The organism is Mucilaginibacter sp. 320_HR, from assembly GCF_059691875.1.
In genome coordinates this window covers 588,785-609,240 of record NZ_JCAWAI010000002.1, presented here as the reverse complement: position 1 = coordinate 609,240, position 20,456 = coordinate 588,785, and the positions used below count along the sequence as shown (strand labels likewise).

Genomic DNA, 20,456 nt, shown 5'->3' with positions numbered 1-20,456 from the left:
TGTTTTCATTTCTTCTTCATAAATTTTAGCTTTATTCGCAATAAATAATTTACCCTGTTAATGCGCTGGTTTTGGTTTGTGTTGCTGTGTTTTTGCCTGCCCGTTGTATGTGCGGCGCAGAATGGTTTGATAACCGGTAAGCTTACCAGCGCAGCAACAAAAAGCACTGTTGCTAATGCCAGCGTATTTCTCAGCAATGCCAGCTACGGCACAGCCTCTGCGGAAGACGGCAGCTTTACTCTTAAAGGTGTAAAGCCGGGACAGTACAACCTTGTGGTAACCGTTATAGGCTTCGAAGAATACTCTAAAGAAGTGCTGGTGGGCTCCGGGCCGATAAATATGCAGATAGAACTCACCCCAAAGGTGATGATGATGCGGCAGGTGACTATCATCAGCAATGCCGACTGGAAGAAAAACTACGAGCAGTTCAAAAAAGAATTCATCGGCGTGAATGATAACGCTAAACTGTGTAAAGTAGTTAACCCCCGCGTGCTCGATCTGGTGTATTTCCGCAAAAAACAAACCCTTGAAGCATCTTCAGATGAGTTCCTGATTGTAGAAAATGCTGCTTTAGGCTACCGCACCAAGTTCCTGCTCAATAGCTTTAGCAGCGATGGTATATCGCACACTATTTACTATTCGGGCAAGGCTTTGTTCGAGGATCTGCCCGGCAGCGATGCGCAGAAAAAGAAATGGAAAGCAAAACGTGAGGAAGCTTACTACGGTTCGCCGCAGCATTTCTATCGGTCGTTATACAGGAATAAACTTGCCAGCGAGGGTTTTGTAATGTACAACTATACCCGCGAACCTAACCCTAACCGGCCGCCGGAAGAGTTAGTTCTCCGTAAGCTAAAGCAATACCGCGAGGTTAACCGCGATTCGGCTTTGTACTGGTATAACCAGCAGCAGGTGCCAAAATGGTGGCACGAGAATTTGATAAAACCTCCGCTTACTTCTACCAGCGTCCTGAGGAGTACACCAAGTGAGGGAATATTTGCCATAACCTTCCCCGCTTACTTATATGTGGTTTACACCAAAAAGCACGAGGAGGAACAGTTCAGGGACATATACCGGCCTTTGGACATGGAGAACTTTGAAACCAGCGTAATTACACTCAACAGCAAGCATTACGCCATCTTCGACATGAACGGAATTGTTGTTGCCGAAAGCCCGCTGTACGAAGGTACCTGGTCTAAAGCCAAGCTGGCCAATATGCTGCCGGTGGATTACGAGCCGGGCGATTAGCGGCTGCTGTCCAGCAACTTTTTTAGGTTGTCTACCAAGTCGGCTTGTGCGGGGATAATCTTTTCTTTTGCTGTGGGTACATCAAACCACCCGGCGCGATCCACTTCTTCCACATCAATCATCTTACCCGATTTTGGCGGCCACTCCAGTTTAAATACATTGCTTGTAATGTTTTGCTCATCAACATCAGCGGCTATTGCCCAGGCACGTACAACTTTGCCGTTCTTGTATTTAACAGATCCAATATCTGTAAATTCACCATCAACGGTTTGCCCTGTTTCTTCGGTGAATTCGCGCTTTGCTGCATCAAGCGGTTCTTCGTCGTCTTCGTACTCGCCTTTGGCTATTGACCATACGCCTGCGTCTTTGTTTTTCCAGAAAGGACCTCCCGGATGAACCAGGAACACCTGTAGGGTGTTATTATGAATACGGAACGGCAGGATACCGGCACTTTGTTTTGGCATAACAGGTTGATAAATAAATAAAACACCGCACATTATACTTAGTTTTACTTTACAAACCAATTAACTCTTATTGCTATGGAAGACATCCGCTGGAAACAATTTAAACTTTGCGGCGATTATCGAGCCGATTTGCGCAGTGTTTATCTTGCATGGGCAACGCCGGGCGGACTGGAGAGCTGGTTCCTGCGTAAAGCGGATTTCTTTTCTATAGCAATGCGCAAACGCCAGACTGACGAACAGATTTCAAAAGATGATACCTATCAATGGCATTGGCACGGTTACGATAACGATGTGGTAGAGCGCGGAAGTGTGCTGGAAGCGAACGGGAAAGATCAGCTTAAATTCACTTTCACCCAAAACACCACCGTTACCGTTAGTCTAAGTACTCGCAACGGCCTTACCATAGTGGAACTTGTACAGGAAGATATACCACAGGAACCCGACCCGACAAAAAATTTGCTGGTACAATGCCAGATTGGATGGACGTTTTATCTAACAAATCTAAAATCCGTGCTGGAAGGAGGGAAGGACCTCCGCAACAGGCGCATAGATCTGCCAAGCTGCTTTAAATAGCGCATATTCATATCATCAAAAATGACATTCAGCAGTTCGCGATATCACATTGCCTCAATATCTTTGCCGCAACAATCTAGAATTTAATAATGTTCACAGGTATAATTGAGACGCTAGGTAGGATAACCGATTTGAAACAGGAGCAGGGTAACCTGCACATCACTGTTGCATCGTCTATAGCTAACGAGTTGAAGATAGATCAGTCTGTAGCGCATAATGGCGTGTGCCTCACCGTAGTTGCCGTAGCCGACGGTACACACACGGTTACCGCTATTGAGGAAACGCTGAGCAAAACCTCGTTAGGGCACCTGCAGGTCGGCGAGCCTGTGAACCTGGAACGCTGTATGCAAATGAATGCCCGGCTGGATGGGCACATTGTGCAGGGCCACGTAGACCAAACCGCGGTATGCACCAAGTTTACCGAACTGGAGGGCAGCTGGCAATATACTTTCGAGTACGACGTTGCCACTGGCAACGTTACGGTGGAGAAGGGTTCCATCTGTGTTAATGGTATAAGCCTTACGGTTGTTAACTCCGGACCTAACTTTTTCTCGGTAGCCATTATCCCGTACACTTACGAGCATACCAACCTGCACAATGTGCGCCAGGGAAGTGTTGTAAACCTGGAGTTTGATATTATCGGAAAGTACGTTGCCCGCTTAATGCAGCGCTAACATTATTTACCTTTTTCTACCTGGCTGGTGGCATATGCTATATAAGCTTTTTGTACCACCGGTGGCTTTGTTGCCAGATACTTCTTATAATACCTTACCGCGCTGTGTTTGTCTTTAAGATAGGTTTCGTACAAGTTTGCCAGCGAGTAGTAAATCATTGGGTTCTCGTCAAACTGTAGTGCTTTTTGGTAGGCCGCTATGGCCTTTTTATACCTGATGAGCTTTTCATTACTATCTGCTATCTCGCCGTAGTAAGATGCTATGCTGGGAGATATGCCATCGGTTATAGCCTTATTAAGAAACACAATAGCCTGTTTGTTATCCTTAAGCGCTTTGAAGCACATGGCCGAGTAATAATAAGTGAATTCGTTTTGGCCAATGCCGGGTATTTCTGCAAGGGTCTCCACGCCACAGGTGTAGTTCTTCAGGTTGTAATAAGATACCGCCAGCTTGGTTTTTATCATGCTCGATTCACTGCCTGCTTTTATCAGCTTTAAACAAGCGTCTACTGTTTCCTGCCATTTCTTTTGAGCATAAGTAAGTTTCATCAGGCTTTCCAGCAGTACAATATTTTCCGGGTCGGCAGCTGTGGCTACATTAAGCACCTTTTCTGCTGCCGGGGTCATCTTCAGGTTAATGTACATCTCTGCCAGGTCAGATGCTACATCCGGTTCCGTAGGGTTCAGCTTGTTTGCTTTTTGCAGATATCCTATGTTGCCGGATATATCGCCTTTCTCCTGCTTAATGCGGGCAAGCTGCTTGTAAACCAAAAAGTTGGTGCTGTCTCTTTTTATTAGCTGTAAGTAATAATTTTCTGCTTTGGTATTGTTCCCCCGGCGCAGGTTGATGCCGGCAAGGCTAAGCAGCACGCCCGTGTTGCTGGAGTCTGCATCATATATGCGCTGGTAGTACCGCTCTGCATCCGGCAGGTTACCTGCCATGTTTGACGTGTATGCCAGTTGCGACAATGCTTTTTTATCGGTAACGGGCTCTGGATACACCGACTTTAAATAAGCTGAGGCTTCGGCAAAGCGTTGTGTTTGGTAATAATCTAACAGCTGGCCGTCGTCTACTTTGGTTTGGGCAGATACCGCTAACGACAGGCAGGTAAATAAAAGGGCTGAGATAATGCTTTTCATATCAACTAAGTTATTAGTTGAAATTTATAAATCCAAATAGTAAAACAATAAATTTTTAAGCGAGTTGGTAAAGTACACTAAAACATATTATATGGATAAGATCAAGAAATACGAGCTGATGCACAAAATAGTTAACGAGCTGGAAGATTTGAAAAATAGTCAGCAAGCTGTTATTCAAAAGCTTGGCAAGATTGAAGTTGACAATATTGACCTGGGCGATAAACGTCTTGAAAAAGAATTGCCGGACATGCACCAGCGCGTTGCAGATAACCTGGATACAATAGCTTCCATACTGGAAGATTTTACCAGCCAGGCCGATAATTACAACAGCACAAACAATATAGACGCCCTTAAAGAACAAGAAGCGTTAGATAAATTGTAATATAGCCCCGAAAGGGGCTTTTTATTTTAAGCTGTCGCTAAAGAAACTTACCGCTATTGCCGCTACCTTATCATGCACCGCACGCCTGTTAACGGTAGCGTCATCGTTAAATAAAATACCTCCCTGTTTTTTGGTATCTCCCACAGCTTCGTTCAGAAATACGTAATGTCCTGTTTTGCCCGGCACAATGTATAGTTTAGATCGTGAGATAAGTTTATAGTACCAGCCCGCGTTTGTAGTTACCGGGCAGATGCTATCGCTCTGCGCACCTACGATAAACAAGGGGGAGTTAACTCTCCGCACACTCTTTTTATCGGGCATACCTTGTCCCGCTGCCGGCGACATGGCAAAAAATGCCTTGATACGATTATCTTTAAGATCTGGGCTTTTTTTGAACGAGGCTCTTACAGCGCCTTCATCCAGTGATGCAGATAGGTTGGGGTATTCTGGTATGGTCATTTCTTTAATGCCCTGTGGTGTGCCGGAAAACTTGATTAGTGCATCAAGGTCAAGCTCTGCACCAGCGAGCGCTAAAACAGTATAACCACCTATCGAGAACCCCGCAGCACCTATCCGCCTTTCATCTATCACTTTGCTTAATTCCTGGTGTTGCAGCAGTTGCGTCAACACAAAGCTGATATCTTGCGGCCGTTCCCATGGCGTAACAAAGTTTAATGCAATCTTATTGTCGTAAGTATTCCCCCAATGATCTACCGCGGCCACAATATAACCTTTAGCCACCAGCGCGTCTGCCAGCCACTCCAGGGTCATGCGGCTGCCGCCGGTGCCGTGAGATATCAGCACGAGCGGGCACTTGGTAGCAGGCAGCTTTGCCTCTCTAACAGTATTTATATGTACAAAGGGGTAATTAGGTATCTCAAATGGTTCTCGGCTGTCGGTAGTAGGGTACCATACTTCCGTTGTTAATGGCCGGTGCCTCAGCGTATCGTTAAATTTAATGGTACGCTCACCAATTTCTTGCTGTGCCAGGCAGCATAAAGGCGAGAGCAAGAGCGTGAGTATGAAAGGCTTTTTGTACATAACTGTTGTTGTTTATGCAAATGACCTAAAAAGCGAAACAACAAAATTTGACAAATGTCAATAATTTACTTTTTAGATTTTAAACGGCTCAAGGTCTCTTGTGAGATGCCCAGGTAATCGGCAATGATCTTTGACGGCAGCCGCTGTATCAGCGTAGGTTGGGTTGCCAGGAGATTATTGTAACGCTGCGTAGCATCCATGGTAATTAAACTTTCTATCCGTTTGATAGAGGCTATATAATCCTTTTCGATAGCAATGCGGTACACTCGTTCCCAACCCGGGAAAACATCAAAAAGGCTATTGAAGCTGCGATGATCTATAAAAAGTACATCGCCCGCCTCAATGCTCTGGATATAAGCTAATGATGGTTCCTGCAAATTAAAGCTTGGGAAAGCAGTACCAAACCTGCCCTCGGTAATTAAAAACCGGGTAGACTCCCTACCTGAAGCATCCATCATGTACACCCGCAGGCAACCGCTGTTTACAAAGTAAAGGTACGGGCACACATCACCCGCATGTAAAAGTGTTTCGTTACGTTTAACTGTTCTTACCTTAAAATAGCTGCAAAATGCGGTAACCTGCTCATTGGTGAAATGGGGCAGGCGTTCAGCAAGGTTTTGTTTCAGCAGCGCGTACATGCTGCAAGATAGCAAATTCGTGTGTTGGCAATGCTCCCGATACTACATTCACTTTGTCATGGTGGGCTGGGTCAAACCCTTAGCATGTCGTACAAGTATTCGACAAGCTCAAACTGACATACTAATTAACTTGTAATGGTGAGCCTGTCGAACCATTAGCAAGTCTTAAAAGTCTTCGACAAGCTCAGACTGACAAGTTCTCCATCTTGTCATGGTGAGCCTGTCGAACCGTTGCCGCATAGTATAGGTCTTCGATAAGCTCAGACTGACGTACTAATTAACCTGTCATGGTGAGCCTGTCGAACCATTAGCAAGTCTTAAAAGTCTTCGACAAGCTCAGACTGACATACTAATCAACCTGTCATGGTGAGCCTGTCGAACCATTAGCGTGTAGTATAGGTCTTCGATAGGCTCAGACTAACATACTAATTAACCTGTCATGGTGAGCCTGTCGAACCATTAGCGCGTAGTATAAGTCTTCGACAAGCTCAGACTGACAAGTGCTTTAACCTGTCCAGGTGAGCCTGTCGAAGAATTAGCAAGTGGTGAGCCTGGTCAAACCCTTAGCATGTCGTACAAGTCTTCGACAAAGCTCAGACTGTCAAGTTCTCCATCTTATCATGGTGAGCCTGTCGAACCATTAGCATGTCGTATAAGTCTTTGACAAGCTCAGACTGACAAGTCCTCCATCTTGCCATGGTGAACTGTCGAGCTATTAGTAACACTACTGATACTGTATATACATCGGCACGGGTTTAAGCTTGAGCACTTCTTCAGGCGTCATCATTCGGTGGGGTTCAGGTTTAATATCGTTTTTGTAAAACAGCTTAAACCCGGTGAACTGTACCGGTTCGCCTTGTACGAAATACTTGTAGGTGCCTTTTTTAAGATCCGGGCCACCCCAGCCGTCCATGTCCATTACCAACTGTATGTTCTCACGCAGCTTAATGTCCTGGTAGTTGGTTACCATGCGCTTAGTAAAGCGGTGTATTACCAGCATTTTAGGGGGCAGATTATACTTCTTACAGAGGCCGGCGAGGTACTCACTTACATAGTTAATGTCCTTGGCATCGAAGGTGCCTATGCGTTTACCGGGCACGCTGCCTTCTTTCATGGAGAACTCCGGGTCCATACCAAAATGAACGTTAGGCATTTTAAGGTATTTTTCTAATATCGGAACTTCGGTTTGTACATCGCTGAAACCAACCTGTATGTCCAGGAATACCAATGCATTAACCGGTTTAGCCATCTCTATTACTTTATCTATCTGGCTAAAGGGCATGCGCAGGTTGTGCAATCCATTACGGCCTGCGTCGGCTTGGGCGGTCACGCATATATAATGCAAAGCAGGCTTAACCGGGGTAGACGGATCCGCATCTTGCCAGCTTTTAACTTCAGCCATCAACTTCTTACGCATTTCTACCGGCTCGTACTGGCCAAGTGCACCCATATTTTTGGAGTACATGTTGCCATAGTAGGCAACAACGCGGTTAAACGGCAATATAGCGCCGGGCAGGGGTAAAGGCGATTTTTTTACCGGCCAGCGTTTGTCGCCGTTAGCCATGCGTATCATCAGCGAATCATAACGGGCGGTATCCAGCGTTGCTTTTTGGATAGTACTATCTTTAGTGATGGTTTGTGCAGATGCCGCAGAAGCTGCAGAAACGAACAGAAGTGCAAATAAGCTATTTTTCAAAAGTAGGTGTTTTAATTAGCCCGCAAGATAGTTTAGGTTCGTCGAAATTCAGGCATATCAATTGCATAATTTACACCCTGAATTTAGTATGGAAATTGACGATTTTAGTATTGATGGAGAATTTGATTTGATTGAATAGTTGCTAACAGTACCGGTAATTTTAAGATCATTTCCTGCAAATTCGGGTTCGGCTAGGTGTCCCAGTCAAGGCAGTACACAAGTGTCCCGCAGTTACTTTGGCCCAAAGCGATAAATGACATAAGTACCTAACATATAATTAGTTATATGCAACTTGTTAAAGTTTTTGTACTGTCCCGCAGTGTCCCGCTCTACTTTGTCAACTGGCTCACTATAAGCTAATTGTATACTTCAGGTGTCCCGGGTGTCCCGCTTTTAAAGCGGGACACTTAACTCTGCACAGCGTCGTATTGCAGCTGGCTAAGGTACCTGTATAAGCCTTGTTCGTTAGCAACCAACTCCTGATGTGTCCCGCTTTCTATAATGACGCCTTTTTCCAGCACGATAATCTTATCTGCTTCACGTATAGTAGATAACCGGTGGGCGATGATGATAGAGGTACGGCCTTTCATCAGCTCTTCCAATGCTTCCTGCACCAGGCGCTCCGACTCTGAGTCCAGCGAAGAGGTAGCTTCATCCAGGATTAAAATAGCAGGATTTTTCAACAATGCGCGTGCGATTGCAATGCGCTGGCGTTGACCGCCGGAGAGCTTGACACCCCGTTCGCCAACAACAGTATCATATCCCTCGGGAAAAGAGGTGATGAACTGGTCGGCATTTGCACGTTTGGCAGCCTGTATAATGTCCTCTTTGCTTGCACTAAGTTTGCCGTAGGCAATGTTCTCCAGTATAGTGCCGCCAAAAAGCAGCACGTCCTGCGGTACAATAGCAACCTGGTTTCGGATATCTGTAAGCGCGTAATCAGCTGCAGGCTTCCCATCGAATAAAATGGTGCCGCCCTGCGGATGATAGAACTGAAGAACAAGTGCCGCCATGGTAGATTTACCCGAGCCGCTTGGCCCAACAATGGCCACTTTCTGCCCTGCCTCAGCGGCAAAACTTACGCCGTGTAATACGGTAACTTCCGGGCGGGAAGGGTAGAAGAACTCTACAACCTCAAATGATAGGTTGCCGCTGATCTTTTGTATAATGGCATTTTCACTAGCATTCATAGAAACAGGTTCGCCGGTTTCTTCCAATATCTCCAGCACACGTTCGCTGGCGCCCACGGCTTTCTGCAGGTTGGCATACAGGTCTGGCAAGCTACCCATTGCCGCGCTGATAAATGCCGCATAAATTATAAAGTTAGTAAGCTGTCCAAAGGTTAACCCCCTGTCATGTATAGACACCAGGTAAGAGCCATACCATATTTCGCAGAAAACAGTACCGAAGAGGCAAAATACTATAAATGCTCCAAACAAGCCACGATACTTTGCACCCTTAACTGCCAGTGTAACTACATTCTGTAAGTTCTTTTGATATCTTCCGGCCTCAAAAGCTTCGTTTACAAATGCCTTCACGTTGGCAATGCCTTGTAATGTCTCTTCTACAATAGTGTTGGACTCTGCCAGCTGATCCTGAGCCTGCCGAGATAGTTTCCTGATGAATTTTCCGAACACTATTGCAACTACAATGAGGATAGGAAGCACCACTAACAACGCTATAGTAAGCTTAATAGAAATTACCATTAGCAGGACAATACCACCTATCATGATGATTACCTGTCTTATAATCTCCGCCAGGGTTGTGGTAAGTGTGTCTTGTATCTGCGAAAGATCTGCCGATATGCGGCTGTTCAGTTCGCCGACCCTGCGGTTAGCAAAAAAGTTCATTGGCAATGTTACCAACTTAAAGTAGGTATCACGCCTTAATGCAGCAAGGGCATTCTCTGCAACCTGCACAAACCAGGTTATCCTGAAAAAAGAAACAAATCCTTGTAAAAACAGTACAACAACAGCTATTTTACCTATGGTTGACAGGTTAGCTGGAATAAAAGCGAAGCGTTGTGTACCTTGAGACGCGTCAATCAGCGCGCCAAAAAAGCCCGGGAACGCTAGCCCAACCAGGCTAGAGATGATTAGAAATAGTAAGCCGCCTATGAATTTACCCCGGTACGGTTTTATGTAACTTACCAGCTTACCTATTTTGCGAAGGGTTTGTTTATCGATCTTTGCCTTGGGTAGTTCTGCTTCAGCTTTTGCGCCGCTATTCAATCGTCCTCTTGCCATTCTTTAGTTTATCCAAAAGTGTAAAAATACGCTTTAAACGGAGTATTGCAGATAACTTGTATGAATTTGACGAAAACGTGGGGATTGATGGTAGCGTGGTGGAGATGCAGTAAGCTATTGAAAGTCAATAATCACACTATCACCCAAATTTAATCCCAGCAAACCGCTGGCGTTTCCTTTATTTATGGCTATTTCCAGGTGATCGCTTATGCCGAAAAGGCAAAGTTTTTCGCCTTCGGGAACCTCATTATAGTGCCAGCTGAGCTGACTGATAGTTTCATTCCGTTTAAAATACAGCACGAACCGCCGCCCTTGTTGGACACGATTGAAAAAATCTTTAGTGATATTTGTAATCACATTTTGGAAAGAGTCGATATAAATAACTATTCCTTTTATTTGGTTACGGTCGACAGTTGGCTGAAGGTTCATTTTGTTTTCCACTTCCGTAACTGGCAGGCCTATCTCGGCAAGAGTGCCGCCGTTAGCAAGGTGGCACGCAGCTTTAACGAATATATCGGCAAGAGGGAAATGCAGAAATTTAAGATCCTGCATAATATTTATCTCAAATATCTCCTCCGGCTGTGAGTCGAACATCAGCGAAAAAATGCCGTTATCTGCCCCAACAAAGTAGTGGTTTTTGTAACGTATCGCAAGGTAGCGGGTATAGGTGTTATATACCGTATCGATACCAATCAGGTGCACAGTTTCTTCCGGAAAGTAATAAAAACTGTTTTTCAGAATGAAGGCCGCCTGCTGCACATTAAAGGCAGCCACATTATTGGTGATATCGACAATATTTACACTTGGGAGCAACTTTAAGATGCTACCTTTAAGGGCTGCCTGATAAATGTCTTTATCGCCCAAGTCGGTAGTTAAAGTTATAATTGCCATTAATTTTGTAAATATTTATTGCTAATCTTGTGATAGCATTTAAAGGTGCAAATATTCAATTTTTAATTCATAAAAATCGGCCAACTGAAAAATCAATAGTATTGAACGAGCTAAAAATTTCACTTGAACACATAGATCCCGCTGTACTGTGGGGACCAAATAACGACCATTTCGAGATCATTAAAAAGCAATACCCTAAGCTTAAAATAGTTGCGCGCGGCAGCGATGTAAAAGTTTTAGGTGATGAAAATGAACTTGCCATTTTCCAGGATAAATTTAATCACCTGGTACAACACGTAGAAAAATTCCAAAATCTCACTTCAATAGACGTAGAGCGTATACTTGGTGCAAAACCAGTACCTGCATCTGCTACCAGTGAGGGTGCGCCTGCAGATAAGTTTGCCAGCGGAGAAGTACTGGTATTTGGCCCTAATGGCATTATGGTGCGCGCGCGTACCACCAACCAGCGCCGAATGGTGGATAGCATCAACAAGAGCGATATACTTTTTGCTATCGGACCTGCAGGTACAGGTAAAACCTATACAGCTGTAGCTTTAGCGGTAAGGGCGCTTAAGAATAAGGAAATCAAGCGTATTATTCTTACCCGACCGGCTGTTGAAGCAGGGGAGAACCTCGGCTTTCTACCCGGCGACCTTAAAGAGAAAATCGATCCATACCTGCGGCCATTGTACGATGCTCTGGACGATATGATTCCTGCAGAAAAGCTAAAGCTTTACCTGGAGAACCGCACAATTGAAATTGCTCCGCTCGCATTTATGCGTGGCCGTACCCTGGACAACTGTTTTGTGATATTGGATGAGGCGCAGAACGCTACCGATATGCAGCTAAAGATGTTTCTTACACGTATGGGACCTTCGGCGAAATTCATTGTTACCGGAGATGTTACACAGATAGACCTCCCTAAAAAGCAGCAGTCTGGCTTATACACTGCCTTGCGTATACTTACAGATATTAAAGGTATAGACATTGTGTACCTGAGCGGAGAGGACGTAGTGCGCCATAAATTGGTACGACGCATACTGGAAGCTTACGGTGACATACAATAAATGATTAGAGTTTAGAGGTTAAATCAGTTCTTAAACGGTAACTAACCTCTATTTAACTAACCTCTCATCAACTAACATGAACGCTATAAAAGAGACAAAATTTGCATTTGAAGGGCAAACTGCCTTCTATAAAGGTAAGGTAAGAGACGTTTATACTATCAAGGATAAGTACCTGGCGATGGTAGTTACAGATCGAATTTCTGCCTTCGACGTTGTTTTACCGGAGCCGATACCGTACAAGGGACAAGTACTCAATCAAATTGCAGCTAAATTCCTGAAAGCTACCGAAGATATTTTACCCAACTGGGTGATAAGTACGCCTGACCCAAGCGTTGCCATTGGCCGCATATGCGAACCGTTTAAAGTAGAGATGGTCATTCGCGGTTATCTGGCCGGCCACGCAGCGCGTGAATACGCTGCCGGCAAACGTATGCTTTGTGGTGTTACCCTGCCAGAAGGCTTAAAGGAGAACGACAAATTGCCTGAACCGATTATAACACCAACCACAAAAGCGTCGGTTGGTCATGATGAGGATATTTCCCGTGAGGACATATTAGCTAAAGGCATTGTTACAGAGGCTGATTATCTACAACTGGAAGACTTTACCCGTAAACTATTTGCTCGTGGTACAGAGATAGCCGCAGGGCAGGGACTTATACTGGTGGATACCAAATATGAGTTTGGCAAAGTAGGCGACCAGATATATTTGATCGACGAAATACACACGCCTGATTCGTCCCGCTACTTTTATAGCGATGGTTATGAGCAGCGCCAGCAAAATAACGAGCCTCAGAAACAACTATCTAAAGAGTTTGTAAGAAAGTGGCTTATTGACAATGGGTTCCAGGGGAAAGACGGGCAAACTGTCCCGGAGATGACCCGCGAGATTGTACTATCTATATCAGAAAGGTATATCGAGCTTTACCAGCAAATTACCGGTGAAGCCTTTGTTAAGCCGGGGGATGAAGACGTGTTGCAACGTGTAGAACGCAACATAAACAGCGCGCTGCTGGAACTCTAATTTTTATTAAAAGATAAATTAATTATATCTTAGCTCTTTAATTCAACGAAAATGAAATATACTGTTGATAAGCACGAGAAGTATATACTTATCAAGCTTAACGAATCTAAACTTAACTCTCTCGTTACCCCGCAGCTAAAATCGGAGTTGATCTTGATCAACACAGAAGGTCAGCGTAATATAATACTTGACTTATCACAGGTAAAGTTTGCTGACTCTTCAGGTTTAAGCAGCTTACTGGTAGGTCATCGCCTTTGCAAAAATGCTAGCGGATCTTTTATTCTTTCTGGTTTAAACGAGGCTGTAGCCCGCTTAGTAACCATTTCACAGCTAGATAATGTGCTTTCAATTGTACCTTCTTGCGAAGAAGCTATCGACCTGATTTTCATGGAAGAGATAGAGAAAGAACTGAAAAAAGAGGCAAGATAATTAGTTTGTTTTCCCGGTATGAAATTCGAAGTCACTATACTGGGCAGCAGTTCTGCAACACCCATATTCAATCGCAATCCTACGGCACAGGTTCTTAATATAAATGAGAAGCTGTACCTTATAGATTGTGCCGAAGGAACGCAACAGCAAATGTTGCGTTTTGACGTTAAAGCGGCCCGTATAGACCACATCTTCATAAGCCATCTTCATGGCGATCATTACCTGGGGTTGGTTGGCCTGCTTTCTTCTATGCATCTTAACGGCCGTAAAAAGCCGTTAAAGCTTTTTTGCCCCGAACCTTTAAAGGAGATTATAGAGGTACAACTAAAATACTCAGAAACAACGCTGCATTATCCTATTGAGTATTTTTTTACATCAGCAGATAAGGCGGCAGTAATTCTGGACAACCAGGACATTGTAGTAGAAACCATCCCGCTCGACCATAGAATACCTACAACGGGCTTTCTGTTTAAGCAAAAGAAAAGATTGCGGAAAATTATTAAAGAAAGGGTAGAAGAGCTGGACATCCCAACTCCGTATTTTTCGGCATTAAAAAAAGGAAGTGACTACGAAGCGCCCAATGGTACCGTGTACAAAAACAGCTATTTAACTACTGATCCTGAAGAGCCTAAAAGTTATGCTTATTGCTCAGATACCTTGTACACAGGCAAATACTTTGATCAGATTCAATCAACATCTTTGTTGTACCACGAGGCTACCTTTATGCACGATATGCTTGACAGGGCCAATCAAACGCACCATACTACCGCGTTACAAGCAGGTGAAGCAGCTTTAAAGACAGGTGCAGAAAAGCTTGTTATAGGCCATTTTTCTGCTCGTTATAAAGCATTGAATGAGTTATTGGAAGAAGCAAAAAGTATATTCCTTAATACCGAGCTTGCAATAGAAGGCAAGACATTTGTAATAAGCGAATAGGTACTAAAATGCCTTTTTTTAGAAAAGATTTAAAATAACAAAGGGCAATGATCAAATCATTGCCCTTTGTTGCTTAATGAATTTCAATAATCTAGTCACCTTTTTTTCCGAACACTGAAAAGTGTACGTAACGTGATGGATGTGTTTTAAAGTCGATTAGCAGGTTGTCTAAGCTCTTAGATGCATTGTTAAGGTTATCGTACATCTTGGTATCGTTCATTAACAAGCCGAGAGAGCCTTGTGTACTGTTGATCTTAGCCATTGTAGCTTGTAAGTCAGCTACCGCTTTATTCGCGTTTTCCAGCGTTTGCTGGATATTTGAGTTAGATAAATCGCCGCTGAATTTTTGAAAGTTAGTGGCAATACCGTCCAATTTTGCCGTACTTGTTCTAAGATTACCTGATGTAGCTTCGGCATTACTCATTATCTGATTAATGTGATTGCTTTGAGCACCCACTATACCATCAAGCTTTTTGGTAGTACCCTCAAGTGTCTGCAATGAGTTGGCAATACTTGCAAAGCTCCGGTCCACATTCTTTTGGAAATTAGGATTCAAGATCTTGTTAATGGCGCCCATTGCGGAGTCTACCTTGTTCATCAACACTTCTGCTTTACGCTGGATAGGCTGCAGGCTTTCTGCCAGGCTACCCTGGATATCAGCGCGCAACGTGTCTTTATCTTCAGCATATTCGCGGCTGTTACCCAGTTCAAATACAATCGCCTTTCCGCCAAGCAAATCAGTACTTTCCAGCCTTGCGAGTGTATTGTTAGGTATTTTGTAATCGTTGTTGATCTTGAATTCAACAGTCGTGCGGCCGTCATCATGCAATTGCATTTTTGATACCGAACCAATTTGAAAACCGTTAACCAATACAGGTTTTGATACAGTTAACCCTTCTACACTGCGATAGACGGCATAGAATTTATTAGAGCTGGAGAACAGTTCATTTCCCTTTAGGAAACTATAACATAATATAAGCACTGTAATGGCGACAGCAGTTAACGCGCCGACTTTAGTTTCATTAGATATTTTCAAGGCAGGTAGATTTTGTTTTATAGTTATTCAGTCCGTGGTTGTTCTGCTTCTTTTTTATAGTTTGTTATTGCCCTAACAATGGAATTTACAATCTCTTGCTGTCCATTTTCCGAGTTCAGGTATTCTTCGTCATCCGGGTTGTTAATATAACCGGTCTCTACAAGTACAGACGGCATCGCTGTATGGTCAAGCACAAATAGTACCTGTTCGCGTACACCTTCGCTACGGCGGCCGTCGGTATCAACAAACTCGCTATTAATTAAATTAGCGAAGTGAATACTTTGTTTTCTGAACCGGTTTTTAAACGCCTCCAATATGATAAATGATTCAGGATCATTAGGATCGTACCCGTTGTACTGATCTTTGTAATCCTTATCATCATACAAATCGGCGTTTTCGCGCAAGGCTTCCACTTGCGGTCCGGTGCGTTTGGTACTATAAACAAGTAAAAGAACTCCCTTACCTGAACGATCTGCTGATGAAACTGTTTTATAAATAGGCGTTTTTTTGCCCCGTTTGCCTTTTTTATAACCTACAACTTCTGTATGCCGCCTATCTGGTAGTGAGTTACAGTGTATGGAGATGAAAAGATCACCCTTATTTGTGTTAGCAATATTAGCCCTTGTACGGAAGGGTACATCCTCATCGGTAGATCTGGTCATGACCACTTTAACGTCAGGCAACGATTTTTCTATCTGCTGCTGTAATTTAAGTGCTATAGACAACGTTACATTACTTTCGTAAGAGAATGACCCATTAGCACCTGACCTAGACCCATTTGACCTGGTGCCGTGACCAGCATCTATAATAATGGTTTTTATCTTATGACTATTTAAAACCGTATCCCTGTCCGCCGAAAACGACCTTAAAGAAAAGAATGAGAAGGCTATTACCAATGCTGCACAACCAAAGTTCAACTTTTTCAATCTGCTCAATAGTTTATTTTTCATTAGTTTTGAACGCTGTTACCCGTATTAACTGTATCTGCAAAAATAATATTCAATATTAATTTTGAAATTTCTAAGCCTCTTTTTTCTGCTTGCGAGCCTGTTAACAGCAAACACGATAGCTGCTGCAAACAGTATTTCTATCAAAATTGCTCCTAAAGATACAATTATTAAGCTTGATACTATACGGGACCGTAAGCTCCTGAAGAAAAAACCAATTCAGAAAAGCACAGCTAAATCTTCTTCACGTAAGTCGGCCGGAGGCAGCGATACAACAGCAAAGGGGGGACTAAAGTCGATAATTAAAGCTACGGCGGAAGATTCGACACATACCGATCGTGTAAATCAGTTGTCTTACCTGTATGGTAAAGCCCACGTAACCTATGAAGATTTTGAACTCGACGCCGAGTACATCCGCATAGATGAAAAAAGACATTTAATTTTCGCCAGGGGAGCTATTGATCCTAAAACAAAACGCTACATTGGTCGTCCGCTATCTAAGCAAAAAGAAGAAAAGCCGGTAGCATCTGACTCATTATTGTTTAATTATGACAGTAAGAAAGGTAAGATATGGAACCCGGCCACTACACAGGATGGTAACTATATTTCAGGTGGGCAGGCTAAGCGCATAAGCGAAGATGAAGTTGCTTACCGAAACGTTATTTTTAGCACCTGTGAGCTGCCGTTCCCTGATACCCACTTTGGTATTGTAATCACAAAAGGTATAGGCCAAAAGAACCGTATAATATCTGGCCCTGCTTACCTGGAGATAGAGGGTGTACCATTGCCGCTGGCGGTGCCTTTTGGCTTTTTTCCGAAACCAAATTCACGCTCCTCCGGCTTGATCTTGCCAACTTTCGGAGAAGACCAGCGCTTAGGCTTTTACCTACGCAACCTGGGTTACTATAAAGCTATAAATGACAACGTTGATGCGACGTTAATGGGATCTATTTTTTCCAAAGGATCTTACGAGCTAAGCCTTAACTCAAGATACCTTAAACGTTATAAATACGGCGGTAACCTTACTTTGAGTTACGGTTCGCACAACTATGGTTTAGTAGGCGATCCTCCACGTAAAGATTTCAACATCAATTGGTCTCACTCACAGGATCCTAATGCACATCCGGGTACAACCTTCAGTGCATCAGTAAACGCCGGAACATCAAGCTATTACCAGAACAATCCCGGTCAAAATAATTATAACCTCGAAGCACTAACTCAGAATAACCTTCGGTCAAGTATCACTTATGGCAAAACCTGGGCTGGTACGCCATTTAACTTAAACGTCAGCTTAGGCCATTCTCAGGACTTAACAAAAAAACAAGTTACATTAGAATTACCCACTTTTAGCTTTAACATGGCTACTATTAGCCCCTTTGATCCTAAAGATCGCGTCGGGGAACAAAAATGGTATCAGAAGATAAATGTGGGTTACAGCCTTGTTGGTACTAATAAGTTGAACGCCGTTCCAGAATCTGAGCTATTCACTAAAGAGACGCTCACCCGCCGTTTACAAAACGGTTTCCAGCACCAGGTGCCTATCTCATTAAACCTTAACATTTTAAAATACTTCCAGTTTAATACCGGCGGTAGTTATACCGAACGCTGGTACTTTCAAACTATCAGGAAAAGTTATGACCGCGGAAGTATTAACGGTCAGTTGATACCCATAACTGATACGGTTGGTGGCTTTGCCCGTGCTGGCGAATACAACTTAAATGCTGGTGTGTCTACTAAGGTTTACAGCACCATTCAGTTTAAAAAAGGCAATATAAAAGCCATACGTACTACTACCACACCACAAATTAGTTTTAATTATCGTCCCGACTATGGCGATCCAAGCTACGGCTACTACCGTACTGCTGTGAGCACTGCATCGGTACCATACCCATACACTGCCCAGCGTTACTCGATTTTTGAGCAGTCGGTTTATGGCGGACCATCAATAGGAAAGCAAGCTGGTATTGGTTTTTCACTTGATAATACAATAGAGGCAAAAGTAAAGGCGAAAAGTACCGACACATCTGGCGTTGACCGGAAAATACCAATACTGCAAGGTTTAACATTTTCTACGTTTTACAATTTTGCAGCAGACTCATTAAAGCTCTCGACAATTAACATGTCTGGCCACACATCTATATTTAGCCAGAAAGTCAATATCAATTTTAGCGGTCTGTTTGATCCATACCAAACTCTCGTGAGAGATTCTATATCTAATGGTGTTAAGCAAAACTATGTTCGCCGTATAAACAAGCTTCGTTTTAGCGACGGTAAATTCCCGCTACTGCAAAACTTTAATCTTTCCATGAGCGCAAGCTTAAATCCATCAACGTTTCGACCAAAGCAGCGCACGGATAACACCATCGCAAACATGACACCAGATCAGGAACAGCGGTTGGCAATGATCAACAGCGATCCAGGTGCATACATCGACTTTAACGTTCCGTGGAATTTATCCATCAACTATTCATTTAACTTTCAAAACAATATCATCAACAGTTCGTCTAGCAATACGGTTATGCTAAGCGGCGATGTAAGCCTTACACAGAAATGGAAAGTGCAGTACAATACAAGTTATGATATCAGGGCAGGTAAATTAAGTAGCGCAACTTCTTTTGCCATTTATCGCGACTTGCATTGCTGGGATCTATCGATACAGTGGCTGCCTTTTGGCTTTTACAAGTCGTACAACGTAACGTTGAAAGTTAAAGCATCTATCTTGCAGGATTTGAAACTGAGTAAACGTAACGACTATACCAACAATCAATCTTTTAACTAATGCTGGCAGAGATTATAACCATAGGAGACGAAATATTAATAGGCCAGATTGTGGATACCAATTCTGCATGGATGGCCGAAAAACTCAATCAGGCTGGTATTAGAGTAAAGCAGATATCATCTGTTTCGGACGACCGCTTACATATTTTAAAAGCGCTGGAAGAAGCTGCCGGCCGTGCGGAAATTATCCTGATAACAGGTGGACTAGGGCCAACTAAAGACGATATTACCAAGAAGACTCTTGCCGAATATTTTAATGTAGTTATGGTGCAAAACGAAGCCGCGTTACAAAACGTACAACAAATCTTTGCCAAGTACAATCGCCCTTTGCTCGACGTGAACCGGAAACAGGCAGAAGTGCCGGCCAACTGCGAAGTTATTTTAAACAAGAATGGTACAGCTCCGGGAATGTGGTTTAATCACAACGAGAAAATTTACGTATCGATGCCGGGCGTTCCCTTCGAAATGAAGTACATGGTAGAAGAAGAGGTTATACCTAAGCTCAAGGACACCTTTAAACTACCTTTTATTATCCACAAGACCATTTTAACTGCTGGCGAAGGAGAATCGTTCCTGGCCGAGAAAATTGCTGATATAGAAGATGCTTTGCCCTCCAACATTAAACTTGCATACCTGCCAAAGTTAGGGCAGGTGAGGTTACGTTTGAGTGCCGACGGCAGCAACGAAGCATTACTACGTGCGCAAGTTGAAGAATATGCCGCAAAGATCATTGAACGTGTGAAGTATGCTGTGGTTGCAGATGAGGATGTTGCTTTGGAAAAAGCAATATTGAACCTGATGGCTGGTAAGGGACTGACGTTATCAACAGCGGAGAGCTGTACCGGAGGTTATATATCTCACTTGATAACACAACATGCAGGATCATCAGCGGTGTTTTTAGGCGGAGTTGTGTCTTATTCAAACACCTTGAAAGAACATATCTTAGGAGTCAAGAGTGAGACCTTACTGAGCTACGGCGCGGTAAGCGAACAAACCGTTACTGAAATGGCTGAAGGTGCTGTACGGAACTTTAAGTCCGATTACTCTGTTGCTGTAACAGGCATTGCCGGTCCTGATGGTGGCACTGACGATAAGCCAGTGGGTACCGTGTGGATAGCCGTTGCTAATGGTACAAAAACATCAGCAAAGAAATTCACATTCGGCAATAAGCGTATTCAAAACATTGAAAGAAGTGCTACAGCTGCATTTTCGATGTTGAATACTTTACTGCACGAAATTGAAGAATAATGTTA

Annotated in this window: 19 protein-coding genes; 10 read left to right on the top strand and 9 right to left on the bottom strand. The window is 43.6% G+C overall.

What is annotated here, in order from left to right; genetic code table 11:
* Positions 1-60 precede the first annotated feature (60 nt).
* Positions 61-1,245 (top strand): carboxypeptidase-like regulatory domain-containing protein, encoded by a 1,185-nt coding sequence (locus tag AC59GT_RS08320; protein ID WP_497237203.1) that lies wholly within the window; start codon positions 61-63, stop codon positions 1,243-1,245.
* Here the strand turns inward: AC59GT_RS08320 and AC59GT_RS08315 are convergent.
* Positions 1,242-1,709: an NUDIX hydrolase gene (locus tag AC59GT_RS08315; RefSeq protein WP_497237202.1), complete on the bottom strand. Its 468-nt coding sequence runs from the start codon at positions 1,707-1,709 to the stop codon at positions 1,242-1,244. The two genes, AC59GT_RS08320 and AC59GT_RS08315, sit on opposite strands and share 4 nt — an antisense overlap.
* A 75-nt stretch (positions 1,710-1,784) precedes the next feature.
* Here AC59GT_RS08315 and AC59GT_RS08310 point away from each other — a divergent pair, with 75 nt between their 5' ends.
* Positions 1,785-2,282, top strand: coding sequence for an SRPBCC family protein (locus tag AC59GT_RS08310; RefSeq protein ID WP_497237201.1), 498 nt, complete (start codon positions 1,785-1,787; stop codon positions 2,280-2,282).
* An 89-nt stretch (positions 2,283-2,371) separates the two neighbouring features.
* Entirely contained in the window at positions 2,372-2,956 is a 585-nt protein-coding gene (locus AC59GT_RS08305; RefSeq protein ID WP_497237200.1) for a riboflavin synthase, read from the top strand.
* Between the two features lie 2 nt (positions 2,957-2,958).
* Here AC59GT_RS08305 and AC59GT_RS08300 read toward each other — a convergent pair whose 3' ends face one another.
* Positions 2,959-4,095, bottom strand: a complete 1,137-nt coding sequence (locus AC59GT_RS08300) for a tetratricopeptide repeat protein (protein ID WP_497237199.1) — start codon at positions 4,093-4,095, stop codon at positions 2,959-2,961.
* A 91-nt stretch (positions 4,096-4,186) separates the two neighbouring features.
* On the opposite strand from AC59GT_RS08300, the gene AC59GT_RS08295 reads away from it, so the two are divergent.
* Positions 4,187-4,477 carry a hypothetical protein gene (locus AC59GT_RS08295; protein ID WP_497237198.1) on the top strand — a complete coding sequence of 97 codons (291 nt, stop codon included), beginning with the start codon at positions 4,187-4,189 and terminating at the stop codon, positions 4,475-4,477.
* A 21-nt stretch (positions 4,478-4,498) separates the two neighbouring features.
* On the opposite strand, the gene AC59GT_RS08290 is transcribed toward AC59GT_RS08295, so the two are convergent.
* From AC59GT_RS08290 to AC59GT_RS08270, 5 genes are all read right to left on the bottom strand, one after another.
* Positions 4,499-5,518: an alpha/beta hydrolase family protein gene (locus tag AC59GT_RS08290; protein WP_497237197.1), complete on the bottom strand. Its 1,020-nt coding sequence runs from the start codon at positions 5,516-5,518 to the stop codon at positions 4,499-4,501.
* Positions 5,519-5,583: 65 nt separating this feature from the next.
* Positions 5,584-6,156 carry a Crp/Fnr family transcriptional regulator gene (locus tag AC59GT_RS08285; RefSeq protein ID WP_497237196.1) on the bottom strand — a complete coding sequence of 191 codons (573 nt, stop codon included), beginning with the start codon at positions 6,154-6,156 and terminating at the stop codon, positions 5,584-5,586.
* A 724-nt stretch (positions 6,157-6,880) separates the two neighbouring features.
* The gene (locus tag AC59GT_RS08280) at positions 6,881-7,852 is read right to left on the bottom strand and encodes a hypothetical protein (protein ID WP_497237195.1); all 972 of its coding nucleotides are present in this window, start codon (positions 7,850-7,852) and stop codon (positions 6,881-6,883) included.
* 407 nt (positions 7,853-8,259) lie between these two features.
* Positions 8,260-10,098: an ABC transporter ATP-binding protein gene (locus AC59GT_RS08275; RefSeq protein ID WP_497237194.1), complete on the bottom strand. Its 1,839-nt coding sequence runs from the start codon at positions 10,096-10,098 to the stop codon at positions 8,260-8,262.
* A gap of 114 nt (positions 10,099-10,212) precedes the next feature.
* Positions 10,213-10,989 carry an SAM hydrolase/SAM-dependent halogenase family protein gene (locus AC59GT_RS08270; protein ID WP_497237193.1) on the bottom strand — a complete coding sequence of 259 codons (777 nt, stop codon included), beginning with the start codon at positions 10,987-10,989 and terminating at the stop codon, positions 10,213-10,215.
* 101 nt (positions 10,990-11,090) lie between these two features.
* Between AC59GT_RS08270 and AC59GT_RS08265 the strand changes: the two genes are divergently transcribed.
* The 4 genes from AC59GT_RS08265 (at position 11,091) to AC59GT_RS08250 (ending at position 14,442) form a co-directional block, all read left to right on the top strand.
* Entirely contained in the window at positions 11,091-12,056 is a 966-nt protein-coding gene (locus tag AC59GT_RS08265) for a PhoH family protein (RefSeq protein WP_497237192.1), read from the top strand.
* 76 nt (positions 12,057-12,132) lie between these two features.
* Positions 12,133-13,077, top strand: coding sequence for a phosphoribosylaminoimidazolesuccinocarboxamide synthase (locus tag AC59GT_RS08260; protein ID WP_497237191.1), 945 nt, complete (start codon positions 12,133-12,135; stop codon positions 13,075-13,077).
* 51 nt (positions 13,078-13,128) lie between these two features.
* On the top strand, positions 13,129-13,506 hold the full coding sequence (locus AC59GT_RS08255; RefSeq protein WP_117381607.1) for an STAS domain-containing protein: 378 nt from the start codon (positions 13,129-13,131) through the stop codon (positions 13,504-13,506).
* Between the two features lie 18 nt (positions 13,507-13,524).
* Complete coding sequence (locus AC59GT_RS08250; protein ID WP_497237190.1) at positions 13,525-14,442, top strand: ribonuclease Z; 918 nt, start codon at positions 13,525-13,527, stop codon at positions 14,440-14,442.
* Positions 14,443-14,533: 91 nt separating this feature from the next.
* On the opposite strand, the gene AC59GT_RS08245 is transcribed toward AC59GT_RS08250, so the two are convergent.
* Entirely contained in the window at positions 14,534-15,478 is a 945-nt protein-coding gene (locus AC59GT_RS08245) for an MlaD family protein (RefSeq protein ID WP_497237189.1), read from the bottom strand.
* 23 nt (positions 15,479-15,501) lie between these two features.
* Positions 15,502-16,428 (bottom strand): N-acetylmuramoyl-L-alanine amidase family protein, encoded by a 927-nt coding sequence (locus tag AC59GT_RS08240; protein ID WP_117381610.1) that lies wholly within the window; start codon positions 16,426-16,428, stop codon positions 15,502-15,504.
* Positions 16,429-16,489: 61 nt separating this feature from the next.
* On the opposite strand from AC59GT_RS08240, the gene AC59GT_RS08235 reads away from it, so the two are divergent.
* Positions 16,490-19,204, top strand: coding sequence for a putative LPS assembly protein LptD (locus tag AC59GT_RS08235; RefSeq protein ID WP_497237188.1), 2,715 nt, complete (start codon positions 16,490-16,492; stop codon positions 19,202-19,204).
* Entirely contained in the window at positions 19,204-20,451 is a 1,248-nt protein-coding gene (locus AC59GT_RS08230) for a competence/damage-inducible protein A (protein ID WP_497237187.1), read from the top strand. Before AC59GT_RS08235 ends, AC59GT_RS08230 begins: the two co-directional genes overlap by 1 nt.
* The last annotated feature ends 5 nt before the right edge of the window (positions 20,452-20,456 follow it).